The following is a 19,431-nucleotide window of genomic DNA, read 5'->3' as shown; positions in this document are numbered from 1 at the left end:
ACTTTGAAGGCCATTATAGTTCTGTTACCTGCTGACTGTTTTCCTCTACCTCTCCTGCACAGATAGGATTTTCTCAATGGCATCGCGAAACCCAGGTTTATGAATATTTCTACCCTTGGCATCCATCACTTCGCCACGGCTACCGATGGTAAGGCCAAGTGGTGATAGAACATTAGGGTCAATGGCTGCTTTCAGTGCAGCCAGCTCGGCATCGTTCAAGTTTGGTTGTTTCGATACAACTTGGCCAAGGGCTTGAGCTGCACCTAGGTAGATCGGCGCACCTGTGGCCTTTTCTTGTCGAGCAATCTTGTTCTTGAGAGACAATAATTCGTTGGCGAGTAGTGCGACGCTAGTGCGCAGCACCGTGTCCTTAATGTGGCCGATCCAGTCATTGGGAGAGGGCTTTTTAGCAACGCTCCCATGGGGCGAAATCAGTTTCCATGCCTGGATCAGTTCGCGGTAATGCTCGCCGGTCTTATTGGCGATGGACTTCTCGCCTGGAATCGGTAGTCCACGGTCTTTTCCAAGGGTAACAATGGTCTTGTAGGAGAAGTCGGAAGATCCGCGCTCATGCAACAGCCGACACGTTTCGTTGACGGCTTCCAAGCTAAACTTGCGGCGGCTATCGCTGGCCTCGTTCATCAGTCGCTCGAAGGTTTCCTGAGGCGAAACAAGTTTTTCATTCATAAGTCTGAGCCTCGTGAGAAATATGGTATGCACGGTTGAGATTGGAGAGAAGCTGTTCAATTTCGGTCGAAATACGCGTCATCTCCGGTTCATGGGTATCAATATCAAGCAGCATCAGGTCGCCCGAAATCAGGCTGTCGATTTTTTCCCAAGAGCCCAAGCGCTGAAGCAGAAGCTGGTTCAACTCGTTAGCAACGATCAGCTTTTGTTCGTCGTCGAGCCGGAACATTGCAGGTGCCAATCCATTGTTCTCGGCCATGCGGTCTATGGCTTGGGCGATCAGAGGCACGGCGCGCGAAGGATTGGCCGACCGATAGATGGTCGCGTTCTGGCAGATTTCAGCCAGCAGGTGGTAGTTCGAGTTGGATTCTTCGTAGGCCACGACGACCTCAGCAAGATCATCAGCTGCGATCAGCCTCACACCATTATTGCCTTCGCCGTTTTGCTTTCCCTCATTGATCAACTTTAGACATCCTTGCACGTAGCGGTTAATGGCGACGTAATCAGCCAGCAGAGAGTCGAGTTTTGCTGCACTTTGCTGCTGGTTGGCGCTTACCTGCTTTCGTTTCAATTGCTGAGTATCCGGCTGGTTCGCCTGGCAGGCGTCGTAGAACGCTTGCTCAAGCTGTTCGACCTCTGCGGTAAAATCGTGATAGCGCTTACTTTCTATATGGCTCTCCAGTGCAATTTCGTTTGCGATAGCCACCAAGCCGCCGAGAAACGGGACGCCAGTGATAAAGAACCGGCAATGCGGACAATTCTTCTTTCCGAGATAGCCAATTTCCACGGCGGCATAGACGTTGTAAGCTGTTTTATTCGAGTCGATCAAGGATTTCCCGCCTTCTTCGCAGGCAGCGGCTGACATGGGGCAGATGCCGTGATCGAATACTATGCAGGCCGATTTCGGTACATCGGATTCGAGCAACAGGCGATTGCCGTCTGTTGCAATCAGCTGTCCACGAAGCGAGTGTAGCCCCTCACTTCTAATCGTATTGGCACACCCCTCCATGGCTTTCTGCATGGCACGTTTCTCAGCCTCCCCCATCACTCGCAGCATCTGCTCTCTGTTCAATTTGGTGTAATAAATTGTCATCACCAACGAGGCATGCCCGACCAGCTTTGAGATGACTGCAATGGGCGCATCGCCGTCAACGACGAATGCGGTAATGAGGCTGACGCGAAGGCTGTGTGGGGTATACGGGCTGAGATAGGGCGAGTGTTTTGTGAAACTCGGGTTCTCGATAGCCAGATTCTCGCCTTCGCGTTGAATTGCATAGAGCAACGCTGGCAAGGTATTCACAAAGGCAGAGGAGGTTGAAATTGGTTTGCCCGAGGCCTCAGTACGGAATAAAAAGCATTGGGTGCCACGCGCCTGCAAAACTTTTGAATTGTACTTTCTGTCAAGACCAATATCAGTCCAGTAGGTCGGTTCGCTCAAGGGGTTGTACTTGGCCTGCCAGTTGCGCAGCAGCAAGAACCAATAGACCAAATCATCGGGAATCCAATCAACCTCGTAGCTGCCCTCTTTGATCCCGGTCTTGTTGGTGGTGATGAAGAGTTTCGGGGCGTCCTTGTTGCCACGCTGTACGGCGGCTTGGGGTCGCCGCTTTTTGCTTCCTTTCCCAGCTAGGGTGGAGGTGTTATTCTCCCAGCGGATACCGCCATTTTCAGCATCTAGGACTGCGATTTCCTTATCCGCCTCGCCGCTATCTAGCCACAGAATCTGCTGGCCGCGTAGCGGGTAGCGCAGCAGCGTATAGAGCGCCACGAAGCGAACGGGTGACCAAATCTGATAGGCGTCCGCCTTCGTCCCCCTATTGCGCCAAACGCAGTTCGGATCGTTTCGGTCGATGACGGCCTCATCAACCTCTATCCAATCGTTCCGGGCATTAAAAAACTCTTGCAGGTGGGGCAAGTCTTGCAGGCTAGGGCAGGTCTGCAATACCTGCTCGCCGTTCGGCACGAGAAAATTACGCGCCCGGAGGATGTATTCATAAGCGAGGGGCACTTTCGTGGACTGGCTCGGCTTTGCGTAGGTCAGGCTGTCAGCAAAACCGGCGAGCACGGTCACAAATGGGTTGCGGTACTCGGGAAGCACGATGCGCTCATCGGCATCTTCGTCGGTGCAGTAATCATTAAGCAGCCACTCGAAAAATGCTGTGATAGCCGTATGAAATGGCTTTCTCAAAGACTCAGCCTGATCCTCAATGAATTTCTGATATTGAGCCGCGTTAAACCGGTTTTCGCGGAGTAATAGATAGCGTGAATCGTCAGGTAAACCCAGTGGTCGATAATAATTAGCCAAAAATGCCCTAATCGCTGACCGCTTGCCTTGCGGATCGTTAACGTCCTTTAGCCAACGCTCAAAATCGCTCCATATTTCTGGGTGCTCGCCCTCAATAGCGGAAGGATGCTCCTTGCCCATGAAGGCGAACCAGTCGATCCAGCCGGCATTAGCATAGGTAATATTAGGGTTGGCCGGTAGTTTCGGGTCTTCGCGGTAGCGTTTCTGGTATTCAGGCTGGCTCTTGATGCCAAGCGCCTGGACTGCCGCCTGAGTCTCGGCGTAGGTCGGGTACAGGTCGGATCGTTCATTGCCCAGGAAGTGGTACCAGTCGATCCAGCCGGTATCGGTATAGAGCTTATTTGGGGTGGCCGGCAGCCTAGGGTCTTCTCGGTAGCGCTTCTGGTATTCAGGCTGTCTCTTGATGCCCAGCGCCTGGGCTGAGGCCTGAGCCTCGGCGTAGGTCGGGTACAGGTCGGGCTTTTCATTACCCAGGAAGTGGTACCAGTCGATCCAGTCGGCATTAGCATAGGTAATATTAGGCTTGGCCGGCAGTCTCGGGTCTTTGCGGTAGCGCTTTTTGTAGTCGAGTTGTGTCTTGATGCCCAGTGCCTGGGCTGCGGCTTGGGCCTCTACGTAGGTCGGGTACAGATCGGGCCGTTCATTGCCCAGGAAGTGGTACCAGTCGATCCAGCCGGCATTAGCATAAATATTATTAGGGTTGGCCGGCAGCCTCGGGTCTTCGCGGTAACGCTTAAGGTAGTCATTACTGCTCTTGATGCCCAGCGACTGGGCTGAGGCTTGGGCCTCGGCGTAGGTCGGGTACAGGTCGGGCCGTTCATTGCCCAGGAAGACGTACCAGTCGATCCAGCCTGCCTTGGCATAGGTAGTATCAGGATTGGCCGGCAGCCTCGGGTCTTCGCGGTGGCGCTTCTCGTAGTTGGGGTGGCTCTTGATGCCCAGCGCCTGGACTGCCGCCTGAGCCTCGGCGTAGGTCGGGTACAGGTCGGGCCGTTCATTGCCCAGGAAGTGGTACCAGTCGATCCAGCCTGCCTTGGCATAGGTAGTATCAGGATTGGCCGACAGCCTCGGGTCTTCGCGGTAACGCTTGTAGTCATTACGGCTCTTGATGCCCAGCGCCTGGACTGCCGCCTTGGCCTCGGCATAGGAGTAAAAATTCTTTTTCCTCGCTCGCATCAGTTTAACTCTTTACCGAGTTGCAGTATTTGGGTGCCTGTGTGCCGTTCAGACAGACGCGACTCCATTTCAAACAAGCTGTTTCGGAAGTCATCAGAAGTTGGCTGCGTATAGGTACTGCTAGAATCAATTGACTGGTGATGCATCGCGGTTTTGATGCTCAGCGCCGGGATATTCGCTGCCGCCATTCGCTGGCCGAAAGCATGCCGATGTCCATGTGGAGTCGTACCCAAGTGCTTTCCGTGCTCCAGGCCAATACGCTTCACTGCGAGGCTATGGGCCTTGCGAAACATGTGATGAGAGTAAGGCTGACCATTGCGATTAGTGAATGCATAGGGATGCTGGGCATTGGCTGCTGGACTGACCCGCTGTTTCAAGTGGTAGTCACGCCAGAGCTTGACAAATATCATTCCGGCTGCCGAGGGGAAGAAGAAAACCTCGAAACACTGGCAAACCTCATCGGTAATCAGAGGGTTTTTCCATCCGAGGTAAAGTGGGTCGGTCTTTAGCAGTTCCTTGCGAGGCAGTAAACCGTAGCGCTCTTGTAGGTGGACTGTTCGCCTGGTCTTTCCGTCCGGAGCCAAACCATAATCGGGATGATATACCCGAACAATGACATTGCCATTCTCAACCGTCACATCATCGGACCAGAGCGAAAGCGCTTCGGACAGCCTCAAGCTACCGTAATGCATGAGCAACGTGATTAGCACATTGCGAAGGTCAATCGGCCCCCGCATATCCCTAGCTCGCCTGCGAAATCCTTCATTAACCAGAAAATCGATCTTGCCCTCAGGGAAGGTTTTGGCCGGGGTAAGATCATCAACTGGTAATCGTCGAGCGCGAACCGCTCTCGACTGACCTGTCTTTGGCTTGGAACGCCAGAGGTGGGATAGAAAGGCGTTGTCTTTTCGGTGCGAGTAGGCTGCCCAATTCAACCGTTCCTCGTAACGGGTTGCCTTCCGCCAGGGATTGAGTTGGAGTTCGGCCTTTTGGTTGATCTCTGCCAGCCAATCCGTGAACTGGGTGATGTGGCCGATCAAATTGCTAGCATTGTCGGGTAGCCTAGCTCGCCAGTATAGCCCTGATGTGTCACGTCCACTTTCAATTGTGCCGGTGAACAGCGCGTTGGAGAATTCGGTGAAAAGCGCCGCTGGCTTCTCGAAGACGCCTTGGTGGGTATCCATATAATCCAACAGCAACTGGATCGCTAGGGTCGCGGCGTCCTGCCATGACCGGCTCATGGTTCTCTTTCCGTACATATAGAGAACGAACTGGTCGAGAGCGCCGTTATCCGTCACGACAACGGGCAATACAGCCTTCTGCCCGGTCGCGCCAATTACCGTTCTGTATTCGCGGTGAGATGATTTAAAAGTTAGATTCATCGAGAATTGGCCTGCCTGAGCGTTTGTTTTCGTACATTTCAATGGCTTCGCTTGAGCGAAGTATTATGATGTCGGGAGTTGCGTGGGTGGGTTTGGATGGGCTGATTTTTAATGCTTGTGTGCGGTAATTTTGAACGGTAGGGTCTCGCTCAAGTTCAACTGCATAGGCAATTTCGAGTTTGCTTTCCTGAGGAATTGCTCCGCCGGCCTTTCTGCTCGGAAAAAGTGAGGTCCTGTGTCCGCGGTCGCCTTGATGAATGCGTAGTTGCCCGTGCAGCGTCCCAGCGATATTTGGGGCTGTTTGGAGGGCGTGGTTTATCTGGGGAAGTTTGTAGTTTGAGTTCGAGTCATATCGACCGCTGTTTACGAAAGACTCGAGCTTAGAGGGAGGTGTTGCCGGGAAGAGGACTGCTGTGGATTCGAAGGGGAACGAAGATTGATCCTGCTGAGTGTCAGAATCAATAGTATTTTTTTCCGTATCTTTTCTTTGCATAGCAGTGCACCATGACAAAATTAGTCATTTTGCACTGCTACGCAAGCGTTCGGATTAATGCAGAAAACCGATACTCATCGCGTTAACAGTGGAGATGATCCCCCCCTATTGAGATGCAGAATAGACCGCCTTTGCTTGCTAAGCAAGGGTGCTGCAGGGCGCAATTTTGTGCGCGCTGACCCGGTAGACAGATCACCTAGGCCGACAAACTGCTGCACGGCGAAGAGCCGTATGTCTGCGCGGACGCTGGCTACACCGGCGTCGAAAAACGTGCCGAGCATGCAGGCCGCGAAGTCATCTGGTCGGTTGCCGCTCGCCGCAGTACCTACAAACCGCTCGGCAAGCGCAGCCTGCTCGGGCGCATGATTCGCCAGATTGGAAGGCCAAGGCCTAGGTGCGCGCCAAGGTTGAGCATCCGTTCCGGGTGATCAAGTGCCAGTTCGGCTGCACCAAGGTGCGTTTCCGGGGTGGTAAGGGATTGTAGAGGGGGGATTTAGGACTTCACATAGGGGTAAATAATCTACCAGGACATGGTCAAGTTCTGGGGCAAGCTGTTCGGCATCAACTTCGCCCTCGGCGTCACCACCGGGCTGACCATGGAGTTCCAGTTCGGCACCAACTGGGCCTACTACAGCCACTACGTCGGCGACATCTTCGGCGCGCCGCTGGCCATCGAGGGGCTGATGGCGTTCTTCCTCGAGTCGACCTTCATCGGCCTGTTCTTCTTCGGCTGGGATCGCCTGTCCAAGGTGCAGCACCTGGTGGTCACCTGGCTGGTGGCGCTGGGCTCGAACCTGTCGGCGTTGTGGATCCTGATCGCCAACGCCTGGATGCAGAACCCGGTGGGCGCCGAGTTCAACTACCAGACCATGCGCATGGAGCTCACCGACTTCGGTGCGCTGATCTTCAACCCGGTGGCGCAGGTCAAGTTCGTGCATACCGTGGCGGCCGGCTACGTCACCGGGGCGGTGTTCGTCCTCGCCATCTCCAGCTGGTATCTGCTGAAGAAGCGCGACCTCGGCTTCGCCCGCCGCTCGTTCGCCATCGCCTCGGCCTTCGGTCTGGCTTCGATCCTCTCGGTGATCGTCCTCGGCGACGAGTCCGGCTACGAGATCGGCGACGTGCAGAAGACCAAGCTGGCGGCCATCGAGGCCGAGTGGGAAACCCATCCGGCGCCCGCCGGCTTCACCCTGTTCGGCCTGCCCAACCAGGAGGAAATGCGCACCGACTACGCGGTGAAGATTCCCTGGGCGCTCGGCCTGATCGCCACCCGTTCGCTGGACGAGGAGGTCAAGGGCATCAAGGACCTGATCGTCGAGCACGAGGCGCGCATCCGCAACGGCATGGGCGCCTACGCGCTGCTCGAGCGGCTGCGCGGCGGCGAACAGAGCGCGGAAACCGTCGCCGCCTTCGAGCAGGTCAAGCACGATCTGGGCTACGGCCTGCTGCTGAAGAAGTACACGCCGAACGTGGTCGACGCCAGCGAGGAACAGATCCAGCTGGCCGCCAAGGACACCATTCCCCACGTGTTCAGCCTGTTCTGGAGCTTCCGCGCCATGGTCGGCTCCGGCTTCCTGATGCTGGCGCTGTTCGCCTGCGCCTTCTGGGCCTCGGCGAAGAAGAACGAGGAGAGCAAGCCCTGGCTGCTCAGGTGGGCGCTGTTCAGCCTGCCGCTGCCGTGGATCGCCGCGCAGACCGGCTGGTACGTGGCCGAGCATGGCCGCCAGCCGTGGTCGATCGGCGAGGTGCTGCCGACCCACCTGTCGGCTTCCAGCCTGAGTACCGGCGACGTCTGGGGCTCGCTGATCGCGCTGATCGCCTTCTACAGCCTGCTGCTGGTGATTGAGATGTACCTGATGATCAAGTTTGCCCGCCTGGGGCCGTCCAGCCTGCACACCGGCCGCTACCACTTCGAGCGGCTGGCCGGCGCGCCAGCGGCCCAGGCCTGAGGAGAGACTGCCATGTTCGACTACGAAACGCTGAAGCTCATCTGGTGGGTGCTGATCGGCGTGCTGCTGATCGGCTTCGCCCTCACCGACGGCTTCGACATGGGCGCCATGGCGCTGATGCCCTTCGTCGGCCGGACCGACAACGAGCGGCGGGTGGCGATCAACACCATCGCCCCGCACTGGGACGGCAACCAGGTGTGGTTCATCACCGCCGGCGGCGCGCTGTTCGCCGCCTGGCCGATGGTCTATGCGGTGGCCTTCTCCGGGCTGTACTGGGCGATGCTGCTGGTGCTGTTCGCGCTGTTCTGCCGCCCGGTCGGCTTTGACTACCGCAGCAAGCTGGAGAACCAGAAGTGGCGCGGCGCCTGGGACTGGGCGCTGTTCGTCGGCGGCGCGGCCCCGGCGCTGCTGTTCGGCGTGGCCTTCGGCAACCTGTTCCTCGGCCTGCCATTCCGCCTCGACGAGCTGATGCGCTCGACCTACGAAGGCTCGTTCTTCGCCCTGCTGCACCCGTTCGCCCTGCTCGCCGGGGTGGTCAGCCTGAGCATGCTCTGCGCCCACGGTGGCGCCTGGCTGATGCTGCGCACCGACGCCGACCTGCACCAACGCTCGCGCCGGGCCACCCAGCTGTGCGCGCTGGTATTCCTGGTCAGCTTCGCGGCGGCCGGCGCCTGGCTGGCGCTGGGTATCCAGGGCTTCAGCCTGGTCGGCGGCTTCAGTGATCTGGGCGCGGCGCTCAACCCGCTGCACAAGCAGGTGAGCCTCGACAACAGTGGCTGGCTGGCCAACTACGCCCAGTACCCGCTGACCCGATTCGCCCCGCTGGTGGGCCTGGCCGGCGGCGTGCTGGCGCTGCTCGGCGCGCTGTTCAATCGTGGCTTTGTGGCCTTCCTCGGTAGCAGTCTGGCCATCGTCGGCACCATCTGCACTGCGGGCTTTGCGCTGTTCCCCTTCGTGTTCCCGTCGAGTCTCGACCCGGCGTCGAGCCTGACCGTGTGGGACGCGGTGTCCAGCCACAAGACCCTGGGCATCATGCTGGTGGTGGCGGGGATCTTCGTGCCGCTGATCCTGCTTTACACCCTGTGGTGCTACACCCGCATGTGGGGCCGGCTGACCGACAAGACCATCGAGAGCAACCCGCACGGGCTGTATTGATTAGCACGGGTCTGAGGGAGGCCCGCCCTCGGAGCGATGCTCTTTTGCCTTGGCGGGCCTGTGTCCCGCATCGCCGCGAGGGCGCGCCTCCTACAGAAGAGCGCACAGAGACGTACGTACGAGCCCCGCACGGGGCCAAGGAGAACGACAGATGTGGTACTTCGCCTGGATTCTCGGCGTGCTGCTGGCCTGCAGCTTCGGCATCGTCAACGCGCTGTGGCTGGAAACCACCCAGGACCTCGACGAGGGCGAGGCCGGTGACGACTGAAGGACGCCCCTGGCTGCAGCGCGGCACCAGCCGCGCGGTTTCCCTGCTGCTCGCCGCGCCGCTGGCGCTGGTGCTGCTGATCCATCCCGCCGCCATGCTCGACGCCGAGGGCCGCTACAGCCACGGCCTGCTGATGCTGGTGATGTGGGGCATCTCCAGCGGCTTCATCCACGGAGTCGGCTTCGATCCTTACAGCCGCCTGTGGCGCACGATCTTCCACCCGCTGGGGGGCTGGCTGCTGATGGCGCTGGGTTACGGAATGCTCTGGCAGGCGTCCTTTCAATAGGAATGCTCAATCGAGAGGCTTGAATCAATCAAATGGGATTGGCGGACAGACGGTCGTAGGATGTTTCCCAAGTCGCCAGCCAAGTCAGCCCGACAGTGACATTCAGCTGCCTGAACACTGATCGTCGGCAACCCCAACGGCAGGCATCTCCCCTAATCTGAAACAGATCAACCCCGATTTGCAGAGGAACATTGCCAGCATGCTCGACGCCAACCTGAAAACCCAGTTGAAGGCCTACCTCGAGAAGGTCACCCTGCCGTTCGAGATCGTCGCGTCCCTGGATGACGGCGCCAAATCCCAGGAAATGCTCGCCCTGCTCGAGGACATCAATGCCCTGAGCGACAGGATTGCCTTGGATACCGCAGGCCAGGATGCCCGCGTGCCCTCGTTCGGCTTCCGTCGCGACGGCCAGGAGGTCGGTCCGCGCTTCGCCGGCATCCCGATGGGCCACGAGTTCACCTCGCTGGTACTCGCCCTGCTGCAGGTCGGTGGCCATCCGTCGAAGCTGGCGGCCGAGGTGATCGAGCAGATCAAGGGCCTGCAGGGCGAATTCAACTTTGAAACCTATTTCTCGCTGTCCTGCCACAACTGCCCGGACGTGGTGCAGGCGCTCAACCTGATGGCGGTGCTTAACCCCAACATCAAGCACGTGGCCATCGACGGCGCGCTGTTCCAGGACGAGGTGAACCAGCGCCAGATCATGGCGGTGCCGAGCATCTACCTCAACGGCGAGCCGTTCGGTAACGGCCGCATGGGCGTCGAGGAGATCCTCGCCAAGCTGGACACCGGCGCCGGTTCACGCGACGCCGAGAAGCTCAACGCCAAGACCGCCTTCGACGTGCTGGTGGTCGGCGGCGGCCCGGCCGGCGCCTCGGCGGCCATCTACGCCGCGCGCAAGGGCATCCGCACCGGCGTTGCCGCCGAGCGCTTCGGCGGCCAGGTGCTGGACACCATGGCCATCGAGAACTTCATCTCGGTTCAGGAAACCGAAGGTCCGAAACTGGCCCGCGCGCTGGAAGAGCACGTGCGCCAGTACGAGGTCGACATCATGAACCTGCAGCGCGCCAGCAAGCTGATCCCGGCCGAGACCGAGGATGGATTGCACGCCGTGCAGTTCGAGAATGGCGGCGAGCTGCAGGCGAAGACCGTGATTCTCGCCACCGGCGCGCGGTGGCGGGAGATGAACGTGCCGGGCGAGCAGCAATACCGCGGCCGCGGCGTGGCCTACTGCCCGCACTGCGACGGTCCCCTGTTCAAGGGCAAGCGCGTGGCGGTGATCGGCGGCGGCAACTCCGGCGTCGAGGCGGCCATCGACCTGGCCGGCATCGTCGCCCACGTCACCCTGCTGGAGTTCGGCGAACACCTGCGCGCCGACGCGGTGCTGCAGAACAAGCTGCGCAGCCTGGCCAACGTCACGGTGATCACCATGGCGCAGACCACGGAGGTCAAGGGCGACGGCCAGAAGGTCACCGGCCTGGTCTACAAGGACCGCCACCACGATGCGGTGCACGAGGTCGAGCTGGAAGGCATCTTCGTGCAGATCGGCCTGCTGCCCAACAGCGACTGGCTGAAGGGTACCGTCGAGCTGTCGCGCTTCGGCGAGATCGTCATCGACGCCAGGGGCCAGACCAGCATCCCGGGCGTGTTCGCCGCCGGCGACGTGACCACGGTGCCGTACAAGCAGATCGTCATCGCCGTGGGCGAGGGCGCCAAGGCCTCGCTGAGCGCCTTCGACCACCTGATCCGCCAGGGCTGATCGGCCCGTAACGGCAACACCCGCTGCGGAGCGATCCGCGGCGGGTGTTTTTTTGCGTGAGAAAACCAGAAAGGGTATTGGCTAAGCCTCAAATAGGAATTAATCTCAAATGAGATTTCCTAGCAGGAGTGCTGCCATGACCTTTCTGATCGATGCCTGGCTGGATCGCCCGCAACCCTACCTGCGCATCCTCGACCGCGACAGCGGCCGGGTCTGCGCCCACCTCGGCCCCCAGGCCATTGCCGACCTGCAGGAGCAGGGCGACCTGGACCTCGCCAGTCTCAACAGCAGCGAGCCATCGGTGCTCAAGGAGCTGCTGCAGAGCCTGTTCCTGTTCTACTACGCCCGCGCACTCGGGCCGCAGAGGGCTTGAGGCGCATGGTCGGCCATCCGGCCGGCCTGGCTCTGATTATTTAAATCTATTATTTGGAATAAATCGATTGACACTCATGGCCATTTGGGTAGAATTGCCGGCGCGGGATGGAGCAGTCTGGTAGCTCGTCGGGCTCATAACCCGAAGGTCGTAGGTTCAAATCCTGCTCCCGCAACCATTTATGAAAAAAGGCCACTCAAACGAGTGGCCTTTTTTCGTTGGGCGATTCCTGCCGGCGGGTATCCCCACGCGGCGACCAGGCGCCGCGTGGGGAAGTCGAGGGTCAGGCCAGATCGAAGCGGTCAGCGTTCATGACCTTGGTCCAGGCGGCGACGAAGTCCTTGACGAACTTCTCCTGGTTGTCGTCCTGGGCATAGACCTCGGCGTAGGAACGCAGCACCGAGTTGGAGCCGAACACCAGATCCACGCGGGTCGCGGTCCACTTGACGGCACCGCTCTTGCGGTCGCGGATCTCGTACAGGTTGCGGCCGGTCGGCTTCCACTCGTTGGCCATGTCGGTCAGGTTGACGAAGAAGTCGTTGCTCAGCGCGCCGACCCGGTCGGTGAACACGCCATGCTTGCTGCCGCCATGGTTGGTGCCCAGCACGCGCAGGCCGCCGACCAGCACGGTCATCTCCGGCGCAGTTAGGCCCATCAGCTGGGTGCGGTCGAGCATCAGCTCCTCGGCACTGACCTTGTAGTCCTTCTTCAGCCAGTTGCGGAAGCCGTCATGCAGCGGCTCCAGCACCTCGAAGGACGCCACGTCGGTCATCTCCTGGCTGGCGTCGCCACGGCCCGGCGCGAACGGGACGCTGACGTCGAAGCCGGCAGCCTTGGCCGCCAGCTCGACACCGAGGTTGCCGGCCAGCACTATCACGTCAGCGACGCTGGCGCCGCTGGCGGCGGCGATGCCTTCGAGGACCTTCAGCACCTTGGCCAGACGCACGGGCTCGTTGCCTTCCCAATCCTTCTGCGGGGCGAGACGGATGCGCGCGCCGTTGGCGCCGCCGCGATTGTCCGAACCGCGGAAGGTGCGCGCGCTGTCCCAGGCGGTGCTGACCAGCTCGCTGATGCTCAGGCCGCTGGCGGCGATCTTCGCCTTGACCGTGGCGACGTCGTAGTCGCTGCGACCGGCCGGCACCGGGTCCTGCCAGAGCAGGTCTTCGGCCGGCACTTCCGGGCCGATGTAGCGGGCCTTGGGTCCCATGTCGCGGTGGGTCAGCTTGAACCAGGCGCGGGCGAAGGCGTCCTCGAACGCTGCGGGGTCCTTGTGGAAACGTTCGGCGATCTTGCGATACTCCGGGTCCATCTTCATCGCCATGTCGGCGTCGGTCATCATCGGGTTGTAGCGGATCGACGGATCCTCGACATCGACCGGCTTGTCTTCTTCCTTGATGCTTACCGGTTCCCACTGGAAGGCACCGGCCGGGCTCTTCTTCAGCTCCCACTCGTGGTTGAGCAGCATGTCGAAGTAGCCGTAGTCCCACCGGGTCGGATTGGTGGTCCAGGCGCCTTCCAGACCACTGGTCACGGTGTCGCGACCGACGCCGCGCTTGGTCTTGTTGTTCCAGCCCAGGCCTTGCTCTTCGACATCCGCCGCTTCCGGCTCGGGGCCGAGCAGCGCGGCGTCACCATTGCCGTGCGCCTTGCCCACGGTGTGGCCGCCGGCGGTCAGGGCGACGGTTTCCTCGTCGTTCATCGCCATGCGCGCGAAGGTTTCGCGCACATCCCTGGCGGTCTTCAGCGGATCGGGCTGGCCGTCGACGCCCTGCGGGTTGACGTAGATCAGGCCCATCATCACCGCGGCCAGCGGGTTCTCCAGATCGCGCTCGCCGGAGTAGCGGCTGTTGGGGTTGTTGGTGGGGGCCAGCCATTCCTTCTCGGAGCCCCAGTAGATGTCCTTCTCGGGATGCCAGATGTCCGCGCGACCGAAGCCGAAGCCGAAGGTCTTGAAGCCCATCGATTCGTAGGCCACGTTGCCGGCCAGCACGATCAGGTCGGCCCAGCTGAGCTTGTTGCCGTACTTCTTCTTGATCGGCCAGAGCAGGCGACGCGCCTTGTCCAGGTTGGCGTTGTCCGGCCAGGAGTTCAGCGGCGCGAAGCGCTGGTTGCCGGTGCCCGCACCACCTCGGCCGTCGGCCACGCGGTAGCTGCCGGCGGCGTGCCAGGCCATGCGGATCATCAGGCCGCCGTAGTGGCCCCAGTCGGCCGGCCACCAGTCCTGGCTGTCGGTCATCAGGGCGGTGAGGTCGCGCTTGAGCGCGGCGAAGTCGAGCTTCTTCACTTCCTCGCGGTAGTCGAAGTCGCCCAGCGGATTGGTCTTGCTGTCGTGCTGGTGGAGGATGTCGAGGTTGAGGGCGTTCGGCCACCATTCCATGTTCGAGTTGCTGGTGGCCGTATTGGCCCCATGCATCACCGGGCACTTGCCTGCAGTGTTCATCTTGTTCTCACTCATATCCGTCTCCGATCCTGGCTTCGTTGCCTGAAATTGGCGCGTCTCGCGGCATACCCGGGAAGAGGGTGGGTACAGTCCCGGGGTTGCTGTCCGAAACGGGTTCAACATTTATAGCCCGAGTAGTGCCCGAGCATAAGCAAAAAAGGCATGCATTAAATTTATCTGCCCGATAGGGAAAATTGCCCGGATGCGGCCTTGCTGAGCGGCGTCGTGGAAGTCGGGGTAGGTCAGTTCGACGTTACGCAGGGTCGGCACTGGGGTGATTGCCTCAGGTCAAGCCGTGGCCGATTGGCGGAGCGTTCGGCGCATTGCGCTATTGCGCAGGTCGGCCGGATGGTATCCGGGCACTGGCCGAGCAAGCGCAGCGTAGATCTGTGCATGTGCCATGCTTCTTGTGCCGTCTGAACCGCCAGACATCGGCATGGCGGCAGGCGAGCGGTGCAGTCAGCCAGGAGGAGAGCCACGATGAAGAAGCATTTGTTCTGTGTTGGCGTCGAGGTCGGGCCGTCGCCGGCCGGCGCCCAGGCCGAGGCGTTCCAGGGCGCTCATGTGAATGTCTATGTTGGTGCAAACGAGCTGCGCGAGGCGCTCGCCCGTGTCGAGATTGCACTGCAACAGGACGGCTACCAGGTGATCTTCATCCGCGGATGCTGGGTGGTGGATTCGGAGTGCAACGACGGCTTCTGCCCTGTGGACCATCCACCAGCGGAGGTGAGCGGTGAGCTGTTGTTCAGCGACGCCGTCCATTACGGCATGTTCCGCGATCTGATCTCGGAGAATGACTACGGCTACTGATGCTCCGCGAGACAGGCAAACAGCGTGCGCACCCTCGCGCTAGCCGCCAGCGCGGCAGCTGCGGCTCAGCCGTCCTCGCCGTCACCGAGTTCGCTCAGTCGCCGCTCGTAGGCGGGGGCCGCGTAGATGCCCAGCGCTCCCGACAGCTCCAGCACCCGGGGCAGATCCCGGGTGTAAACCAGCACCATCTGCAAGGGTTGCTCCAGCGGCTCGCCGAAGTCGACCAGCTCATAGCCCTCCGTCTGCGGATACAGACTGCTCAGCTCGACCTGGATGCGCTCCAGGGCGGTCAACAAATCGACTTCGGCCAGATCCCCGGCCTTCAGAGTGCAAGGTGACTCGGCGCCGAAGGTGTCGAGCACCTGCTGGAACAGCTCATCGGCCTGCTTGGCCTGGAGCAGCACGCTGTCCGGCAAGCTGCCGAGCAGCACCCGTTCACCCAGCGTGATGGGCAGGTCGTCTTCGCGGTCGACGTCCGGATTGGCGGCGCGGAAGGCCTGCGGATCGGCATAGGCCAGGGTCGCCTCGCCGGCAATCCGCCGGATGTCTTCGTCGCCCAGGCTGCCCGAGCTGATCAGGGTGATCAGCTCCACCAGTTGCTCTTTCATGTGAGGACTCCCTGTTGCCAGTGTTAGTCAGCGCCGATGCCGCCTCCGGCTGCGTGCGGGCTGCCACTGCAACCATAGTCCAGCCTGGCCAGGCTCACTCCTGCAGTCAGATGATAAGCCGCAGGCTGAGCCGGCCGGGCGTCCTTGGCGTCGGTCACCAGATCATGGACGCTTTTCACTGTGGCTTTCCTGCACTGTGGGCTTGAGGGGCAGAGGGCCGCCGGCGAGGCCGTTGCGGCGCAGGCCGATGGCGTGATGGGTGGTCTGCGGATCGAGCTCGGCCAGCGCCTCGAACTGGCTGATGAACACCTTGCCGCCGAAATGCTCGAGGAAGTCCGACTGGCGCAGGCGGTCCATCACCGGACCCTTCACTTCCGAGAGGTGCAGCTGGATGCCGCCGACCTTGAGGCGCACGCTGATCGCCTCCAGGCTCTCCAGGGCGCTGGCGTCGATTAGATTGACCGCGGGGCACATCAGCACCAGGTGCTCGACCTCTGGATGCTGGCTGACCAGCGCGGCGATGCGGTCCTCGAGGAAGCGCGCATTGGGGAAGTACAGGCTTTCGTCGACGCGCACCGACAGTACCTTCGGGCTTTCCACCACGGCGAAGCGCTCGACGTTGCGAAAGTGCTCGCTGCCCGGCAACTGGCCGACCACCGCGATGTGCGGCTGGCTGGTGCGCCAGAGGAACAGCAGCAGCGACAGGCCGACGCCGAGCAGGATGCCGGCCTCGACGCCGACCAGCAGCACGCCGAGCATGGTGGCGACCATGGCCGCCGCATCCTGACGGGAGTAGCGCCAGGTGCGCCTCAGGGCGCCCAGGTCGACCAGGCTGAGCACGGCGACGATGATGGTCGCCGCCAGCACCGCCTGCGGCAGGTTGTGGAACAGCGGGGTGAAGAACAGCACGGTGATGGCGATGCCCACCGCGGTCAGCGCGCCGGCCAGCGGCGTCTGCGCGCCGGCATCGAAGTTGACCACCGAGCGGGCGAAGCCGCCGGTGACCGGGAAGCCACCGCTGAGCGCCGCCGCCACGTTGGCGCTGCCGAGGGCGATCAGCTCCTGGTTGGGTTCGATGCGCTGGCGGCGCTTGGCGGCCAGGGTCTGCGCCACCGACACCGATTCGACGAAACCGACCAGGCTGATCAGCAGCGCCGCCGGCAGCAGCTGCAGGGCCAGCGCCAGGTCCAGCGCCGGCAGGGTCAGGTCCGGCAGTCCGGTGGGCACCGCGCCGACCACCTTGACGCCGGCGGCGGCGAGGTCGAGGGCGCCGACCACCAGCACCGAGACCAGCAGGGCGACCACCGGGCCGGCCTTGGCCAGGTTGCCGGCCAGCCGCGGGGTGAAGCCCGCAGCCTGCAGCCAGCCACTGAGCCGGCTGCGCACCAGGAACAGGAATACCAGGCTGCTGCCACCGATGGCCAGGGTCGGCAGGTGGGTCTCGGGCAGGGCCGCGATCAGACCCTGCAGCAGCTGCGGGGCGTGCTCGCCGGAGGCCTGGATGCCGAGGATGTGCTTGAGCTGGCCGAGGGCGATGAGCAGGCCCGAGGCGCTGATGAAGCCGGAGATCACCGGGTGGCTGAGGAAGTTGGCGAGAAAGCCCAGACGCAGCACCGCCATCAGCAGCAGCATGACGCCGGACAGCATCGCCAGCAGCAGGGCGGCGCCGGCGTATTCGGCGCTGCCCGTGGCGAACAGCGGGCTCAGCGCGGCGGCGGTCATCAGCGAGACCACCGCCACCGGGCCGACCGCCAGGGCGCGACTGGTGCCGAACAGGGTGTAGGCCAGCAGCGGCAGGATGCTGGCGTACAGGCCGGTGACCGGCGGCAACCCGGCGAGCATGGCGTAGGCCAGGCTCTGCGGGATCAGCATCAGGGTCACGATCACCGCCGCCAGGCCGTCCTTGCCGGCGGCCTCGCGGTCGTACTGCCGTGCCCATTCCAGGCACGGCAGGTAGCGGGCGAGCCGCTCTCTCATTACTTCTTCTCCTCGGTGAAGTCACAGGCGGCCGGCGACTCGATCGGGCGCGGTTCGAACTCCAGGTGCTTGGGTTCGGCCATCCATTCGTGGCCCTTGAGCATCAGGTCGAAGTAGATGCTCGGCATCCACTTGGTCTTCAGCTCCCAGGCCAGGCGGCGCGGCACGCGGGGATCGAGGGGGAAGGTGGGTAGCAGTTTGCCGCCATAGCCGAACTCGGCGAGGATCACCTTGCCGCGCTCGACGGTCAGCGGGCAGGAGCCGTAGCCGTCGTAGATCGCCCGCAGCCCCCGTCCGCCGAGCACGCTGAGCACGTTCTCGGCCACCACCGGCGCCTGCTTGCGCACCGCCGCGGCGGTCTTGGCGTTGGGCGCGGAACACACGTCGCCGAGGCTGAAGATGTTGCCGTAGCGCGGGTGGCGCAGGGTTTCGTGATCGGCCTCGACCCAGCCGTCGGCGTTGGCCAGCGGGCTGCTGCGGACGAAGTCCGGAGCACGCTGCGGCGGCACGACATGCAGGAAGTCGAACTCGCGCTCCACCGTGCTGGTCTGCCCATCGGTGCCGGCGACCTTGAACCAGGCCTTGTGCGCCTCGCCGTCGACCTTGATCAGCGTCTCGTTGAAGTTGAGGTGGGCGCCGTAGCGCTCGACGTACTTCATCAGCGGCGGCACGAAGTCGGCGACGCCGAACAGCACGGCGCCGGCCGAGCAGAAGTCCACCTCGATGTTGGGCAGCACGCCCTGTTTCATCCAGTGGTCGCAGGACAGGTACATGGCCTTCTGCGGCGCGCCGGCGCATTTGATCGGCATCGGTGGCTGGGTGAACAGCGCCCGGCCTTTGCGCAGGCTCTGTACCTGTTGCCAGGTGTAGGGCGCCAGCTCGAACACGTAGTTGCTGGTCACGCCGTTCTTGCCCAGGGTTTCCCGCGCGCCCTCGATGGCGTCCCAGTTGAGGCTCAGCCCGGGGCAGACGATCAGGGCGCGGTAGCCGAGACGGCTGCCGTCCTCGAGGACCACCTGCTGCTGCTCCGGCTCGAAGGCGCTGGCGGCGGCGCGGATCCATTGGGCCTTGCTGGGGATGCAGCGGGCCATGGCGCGCTCGGTGCGCGCGCGGTCGAACACCCCGGCGCCGACCAGGGTCCAGCCCGGCTGGTAGTAGTGCTGATCGCGTGGCTCGACGATGGCGATGCGCAGGCCGGGGTCGCGCTTGAGCAGGCTGGCGGTGACCGCGCAGCCGGCGGCGCCGCCACCGATCACCAGCACGTCGTAGCGCGGCGTGTGGGCGTAGGCGGCCACCGGCTGGGGCTGGTTGGGCAGGGTCTGCCAGCGCTGCTCGAGGCGCGGCTGCAGGGCGGACAGGTCGTAGCCGGCCTCCTTGGCGGTGGCCAGCAGGGCCTCGGGGTCGAGGTGATGGGCCTCGGCCAGCGCCCACAGGGTGGTCGAGCGGGTGCCGGTGCGACAGAAGGCCAGCACCGGCCCCTTGACCTGCTCGAGCAGCTCGCGGAAGGCGATGACGTCCTGGTCGGTGATCTTGCCGGAAATCACCGGCAGGTCGTGGTACTCGAGGCCCGAGGCTTCGGCAGCGGTGCGCATCTCGGCGCTGCTCGGCTGGCCTTCGCCCTCGTTTTCCGGACGGTTGTTGATCACGCAGCGAAAGCCGCTGGCAGCGAGGGTACCCATGTCCGCGGGTTCCAGCTGGCCAGCCACGGCAATGAACGGGGTGAGACGCTTGATCGGTTGCATCTTGTTGTTCTCCTCAGGGTTGCC

Annotated in this window: 14 protein-coding genes, 1 tRNA gene and 2 pseudogenes; 9 read left to right on the top strand and 8 right to left on the bottom strand. The window is 62.0% G+C overall.

What is annotated here, in order from left to right:
• Window positions 1-45: 45 nt before the first annotated feature.
• Genes gmtX through BM297_RS21645 form a run of 4 tightly spaced genes read right to left on the bottom strand, consistent with a single transcriptional unit; the run spans window position 46 to window position 6,043 of the window.
• Window positions 46-687 carry a gamma-mobile-trio protein GmtX gene (gene gmtX, locus BM297_RS16765; protein WP_092433594.1) on the bottom strand — a complete coding sequence of 214 codons (642 nt, stop codon included), beginning with the start codon at window positions 685-687 and terminating at the stop codon, window positions 46-48.
• Window positions 680-4,168 (bottom strand): gamma-mobile-trio integrase GmtZ, encoded by a 3,489-nt coding sequence (gene gmtZ / locus BM297_RS16760; protein WP_092433592.1) that lies wholly within the window; start codon window positions 4,166-4,168, stop codon window positions 680-682. The genes gmtX and gmtZ overlap by 8 nt, the downstream gene beginning before the upstream one ends.
• Window positions 4,168-5,550 (bottom strand): gamma-mobile-trio recombinase GmtY, encoded by a 1,383-nt coding sequence (gene gmtY / locus BM297_RS16755; protein ID WP_092433590.1) that lies wholly within the window; start codon window positions 5,548-5,550, stop codon window positions 4,168-4,170. Before gmtY ends, gmtZ begins: the two co-directional genes overlap by 1 nt.
• Complete coding sequence (locus tag BM297_RS21645; protein ID WP_139231076.1) at window positions 5,534-6,043, bottom strand: hypothetical protein; 510 nt, start codon at window positions 6,041-6,043, stop codon at window positions 5,534-5,536. The genes gmtY and BM297_RS21645 overlap by 17 nt, the downstream gene beginning before the upstream one ends.
• Window positions 6,044-6,246: 203 nt before the next feature.
• Between BM297_RS21645 and BM297_RS16750 the strand changes: the two are divergent.
• From BM297_RS16750 to BM297_RS16715, 8 genes and pseudogenes are all read left to right on the top strand, one after another.
• Window positions 6,247-6,512: pseudogene (locus BM297_RS16750) on the top strand (transposase); the annotation flags it as partial.
• Between the two features lie 49 nt (window positions 6,513-6,561).
• Window positions 6,562-7,992, top strand: a pseudogene (locus BM297_RS16745) (cytochrome ubiquinol oxidase subunit I); the annotation flags it as partial.
• A 12-nt stretch (window positions 7,993-8,004) separates the two neighbouring features.
• Window positions 8,005-9,147, top strand: coding sequence for a cytochrome d ubiquinol oxidase subunit II (gene cydB, locus BM297_RS16740; RefSeq protein ID WP_092433588.1), 1,143 nt, complete (start codon window positions 8,005-8,007; stop codon window positions 9,145-9,147).
• 151 nt (window positions 9,148-9,298) lie between these two features.
• Complete coding sequence (gene cydX, locus BM297_RS16735; protein WP_092433586.1) at window positions 9,299-9,415, top strand: cytochrome bd-I oxidase subunit CydX; 117 nt, start codon at window positions 9,299-9,301, stop codon at window positions 9,413-9,415.
• Window positions 9,405-9,701, top strand: a complete 297-nt coding sequence (locus BM297_RS16730) for a cyd operon YbgE family protein (protein WP_092433584.1) — start codon at window positions 9,405-9,407, stop codon at window positions 9,699-9,701. Before cydX ends, BM297_RS16730 begins: the two co-directional genes overlap by 11 nt.
• A gap of 199 nt (window positions 9,702-9,900) precedes the next feature.
• The gene (ahpF, locus tag BM297_RS16725; RefSeq protein ID WP_092433582.1) at window positions 9,901-11,457 is read left to right on the top strand and encodes an alkyl hydroperoxide reductase subunit F; all 1,557 of its coding nucleotides are present in this window, start codon (window positions 9,901-9,903) and stop codon (window positions 11,455-11,457) included.
• 136 nt (window positions 11,458-11,593) lie between these two features.
• Window positions 11,594-11,830, top strand: coding sequence for a hypothetical protein (locus BM297_RS16720; protein ID WP_092433580.1), 237 nt, complete (start codon window positions 11,594-11,596; stop codon window positions 11,828-11,830).
• 101 nt (window positions 11,831-11,931) lie between these two features.
• Window positions 11,932-12,008: transfer RNA gene (locus tag BM297_RS16715), tRNA-Met, on the top strand.
• A 105-nt stretch (window positions 12,009-12,113) separates the two neighbouring features.
• On the opposite strand, the gene katG is transcribed toward BM297_RS16715, so the two are convergent.
• Window positions 12,114-14,285, bottom strand: coding sequence for a catalase/peroxidase HPI (gene katG, locus BM297_RS16710; RefSeq protein WP_092433578.1), 2,172 nt, complete (start codon window positions 14,283-14,285; stop codon window positions 12,114-12,116).
• 465 nt (window positions 14,286-14,750) lie between these two features.
• Between katG and BM297_RS16705 the strand changes: the two genes are divergently transcribed.
• Complete coding sequence (locus tag BM297_RS16705) at window positions 14,751-15,080, top strand: hypothetical protein (RefSeq protein ID WP_092433576.1); 330 nt, start codon at window positions 14,751-14,753, stop codon at window positions 15,078-15,080.
• A gap of 65 nt (window positions 15,081-15,145) precedes the next feature.
• On the opposite strand, the gene BM297_RS16700 is transcribed toward BM297_RS16705, so the two are convergent.
• The 3 genes from BM297_RS16700 to BM297_RS16690 all read right to left on the bottom strand — a co-directional run bounded on the left by BM297_RS16700 (window position 15,146) and on the right by BM297_RS16690 (window position 19,407).
• The gene (locus tag BM297_RS16700) at window positions 15,146-15,688 is read right to left on the bottom strand and encodes a hypothetical protein (RefSeq protein WP_092433574.1); all 543 of its coding nucleotides are present in this window, start codon (window positions 15,686-15,688) and stop codon (window positions 15,146-15,148) included.
• A gap of 162 nt (window positions 15,689-15,850) precedes the next feature.
• Complete coding sequence (locus tag BM297_RS16695; RefSeq protein ID WP_092433572.1) at window positions 15,851-17,665, bottom strand: SulP family inorganic anion transporter; 1,815 nt, start codon at window positions 17,663-17,665, stop codon at window positions 15,851-15,853.
• Window positions 17,665-19,407, bottom strand: a complete 1,743-nt coding sequence (locus tag BM297_RS16690) for a bifunctional protein tyrosine phosphatase family protein/NAD(P)/FAD-dependent oxidoreductase (protein WP_092433570.1) — start codon at window positions 19,405-19,407, stop codon at window positions 17,665-17,667. The genes BM297_RS16695 and BM297_RS16690 overlap by 1 nt, the downstream gene beginning before the upstream one ends.
• Window positions 19,408-19,431: the final 24 nt, after the last annotated feature.

The organism is Geopseudomonas sagittaria (assembly GCF_900115715.1).
GTDB lineage: Bacteria > Pseudomonadota > Gammaproteobacteria > Pseudomonadales > Pseudomonadaceae > Geopseudomonas > Geopseudomonas sagittaria.
Note: the sequence above shows the minus strand (reverse complement) of the source record. Positions and strands in the feature narration are given on the sequence as shown.